At 44.8% G+C, this 2,772-nt stretch carries 4 protein-coding genes and 1 pseudogene; 2 read left to right on the forward strand and 3 right to left on the reverse strand.

What is annotated here, in order from left to right; genetic code table 11:
- The coding region (locus ACWHAR_RS19680; RefSeq protein ID WP_452087588.1) for a transporter substrate-binding domain-containing protein at nt 1-332 on the forward strand (332 nt) is incomplete at its 5' end.
- Nucleotides 333-341: 9 nt separating this feature from the next.
- On the forward strand, nt 342-1,022 hold the full coding sequence (locus ACWHAR_RS19685) for an amino acid ABC transporter permease (protein WP_242304515.1): 681 nt from the start codon (nt 342-344) through the stop codon (nt 1,020-1,022).
- A gap of 48 nt (nt 1,023-1,070) precedes the next feature.
- Here ACWHAR_RS19685 and zinU read toward each other — a convergent pair.
- The 3 genes and pseudogenes from zinU to ACWHAR_RS19700 form a co-directional block, all read right to left on the reverse strand.
- Nucleotides 1,071-2,262 (reverse strand): annotated as a pseudogene (gene zinU / locus ACWHAR_RS19690) (zinc metallochaperone ZinU).
- Nucleotides 2,263-2,289: 27 nt separating this feature from the next.
- Nucleotides 2,290-2,469, reverse strand: coding sequence for a hypothetical protein (locus ACWHAR_RS19695; protein WP_033880466.1), 180 nt, complete (start codon nt 2,467-2,469; stop codon nt 2,290-2,292).
- Between the two features lie 230 nt (nt 2,470-2,699).
- Nucleotides 2,700-2,772: L,D-transpeptidase (locus ACWHAR_RS19700; RefSeq protein ID WP_452087589.1), on the reverse strand; the 73-nt coding region annotated here is incomplete at its 5' end.

The following is a 2,772-nucleotide window of genomic DNA, read 5'->3' on the forward strand; positions in this document are numbered from 1 at the left end:
AAGTGATTTATGATAATGCGACGAATGAGCAATATTTAAAAGATGTTGCCAACGGACGCACTGACGTCATTTTAAACGACTATTACCTGCAGACACTTGCGCTCGCGGCATTCCCGGATCTCAACATTACAATTCATCCTGACATCAAGTACATGCCGAACAAACAGGCCCTTGTCATGAAAAAAAGCAATACGGCACTTCAGAAAAAGATGAACGAAGCATTGAAAGAGATGAGCAAGGATGGCTCTTTGACTAAACTGTCGAAACAATTCTTCAATAAAGCAGATGTATCAAAAAAAATTGATGCCGACGTTCAGGACGTTGATTTGTAATCGGACGCCATGATCAATAGCATTCAATGGGAATATATTTTCAACACGAAGCTGGCTATTGAATCGTTCCCTTATGTCATAAAAGGCATTGGGTATACACTGCTCATCTCTTTTGTAAGCATGTTTGCGGGAACTGTGATCGGCCTGTTCATATCACTCGCCAGAATGTCTAAGCTTGCTTTGTTAAGATGGCCGGCGAAGCTCTATATCTCATTTATGCGGGGCGTTCCGATTTTGGTGATTTTGTTTATCCTTTATTTTGGGTTTCCTTATATCGGCATTGAATTTTCCGCTGTCACGGCTGCTTTAATCGGTTTTAGCCTTAACAGCGCCGCCTACATTGCGGAAATTAACCGTTCAGCCATTTCATCCGTCGAAAAAGGACAGTGGGAAGCCGCATCCTCGCTGGGTCTTTCCTATTGGCAGACGATGAGGGGCATCATTTTGCCGCAATCGATACATATTGCGCTGCCTCCGCTTGCCAATGTATTGCTCGACTTAATCAAGGCGTCCTCTCTCGCTGCGATGATTACAGTGCCGGAATTGCTCCAGCATGCGAAAATCATCGGGGGCAGAGAGTTTGATTATATGACCATGTATATTCTGACCGCTCTCATTTATTGGGCCATCTGCTCCATTGCCGCGGTCTTTCAGAATATCCTTGAGAAAAAATACGCTCATTATGTTTAAACAAACGTTTCATTAAAAAAAGCCGTTCTCCAGGGGACGGCTTTTTTTCTATTGATTCAGCTTCCATTTAAACGGGTCCTCAAACAGCGACCAGTCGGAATCAAATTCATACTCAGTCAACAGGCATTGATCAAGCTCTTTCGTGATCGTTTCTTCATCCAGGTCAGTTCCGATAAAAACTAGCTGCGTTAGGCGGTCGCCGAACTCCGGGTCCCACTCCTCCAGGATTTCCGGCTCCTGTTGTTTGACTTGCTCCTGCTCAAGCTTCGGCAGCGCCGCCACCCAATAAGATACAGGCTCAATCGTAACCGACGGACCTGCTTGCGACATCAGCAAAGCGAGGTTGTTATGAGATGCGCACCAGACGATTCCTTTGGCACGAACCACGTTCTTTGGCATTTGATCTATCCATTGATAAAACCGTGTAGAATGAAACGGCAAACGTCTCTTATATACAAATGAAGAGATACCGTATTCTTCTGTTTCCGGGGTGTGTTCCGCATGGCCTGCCGTCAGCTCTTGAATCCAGCCGGCCGATCCGCTCGCTTCCTCGAAGTTAAATAACCCTGTATGCAAAATCTCCTGCGGTTTTACATTTCCTTTGACAGCGAATGAACTTGGCTCTTGGCTGCAGTTTACGAAGAACGTTTTCAAGCTGTTCGAGCTCTTGCTCGCTGACCAAATCACATTTATTTAAGATCAGTACATCGCAAAACTCAATTTGATCGATCAAGAGGTCGGCGATTTCTCTTTCATCCTCTTCCCCCAATGCTTCTTTGCGGTCCAGAAGGCTTTCGCCTGACTGATAATCATGCCAAAAACGGTTGGCATCAACCACTGTCACCATCGTATCCAGCTGACAGAATTTTGTAAGATCGATTCCCATCTCTTCATCGATATAAGAGAAAGTCTGGGCCACCGGGATCGGTTCGCTGATTCCTGTCGATTCGATGACGATATAATCAAACCGTCCGTCTTTTGCCAGCTTCTCAACTTCAATTAATAAGTCTTCGCGAAGCGTGCAGCAAATGCAGCCGTTTGACATTTCCACAAGCTTTTCATCTGTTCTGGAAAGGCCCCCTTCCTGCTTAACCAAGCCCGCGTCAATGTTCACCTCGCTCATATCGTTTACGATAACCGCTATTTTCAAGCCTTCGCGATTTTGCAGAATGCTGTTCAGCAATGTTGTTTTTCCCGCACCTAGATATCCGCTCAGTACGGTAACCGGAATCTTTTTCATAATAGTGCCTCCATTAAAATAGAATGATTACGATTTAAATTGTATACTTCGCCATATGTACAATGGTGTAGAGCAGCTTTTCGCGCTCATTTCTCGCTGCTGCCCGATTTCTAAATCAGTAAAGGCTCCAACCGCGTTTAATCCTTTTCCCCATCGCAAATCCCTGCCCTTGCCGACATTCGGAAAACCGCAGCTTGCATAAAGCAATTGCTCCACTTGCGTTGCTGAACCGATGGAGAGCGCAAATATCTCATCAGAATGCGGCTTGTGTATCGTCTCCAGTTTTCAAGAGACGCTTCATGGGGATCAATGACAGCAAGATCCTTAGCCTTTCCGCTTTTCACAGATACAGACAATGATAAGCCATTTATCATAAAACGTAATTGTTACGCTTTAAATTGTATGGTCTTTTTTCCTTTTTGTCAACGGTTTTCAATTCAGCTGATCACCACTTTTGTATGTTCAGGGATATTTTCATATACCCATTTCGCATCTGGAATGGTCAGCCTG

The sequence above is a fragment of the Bacillus sp. LR--39 genome (assembly GCF_053613335.1).

What these genes read in the sequence shown, in the direction of transcription:
- ACWHAR_RS19685 (WP_242304515.1), top strand. Translation starts at nt 342, where the DNA reads ATGATCAATAGCATTCAATGGGAATATATTTTCAACACGAAGCTGGCT.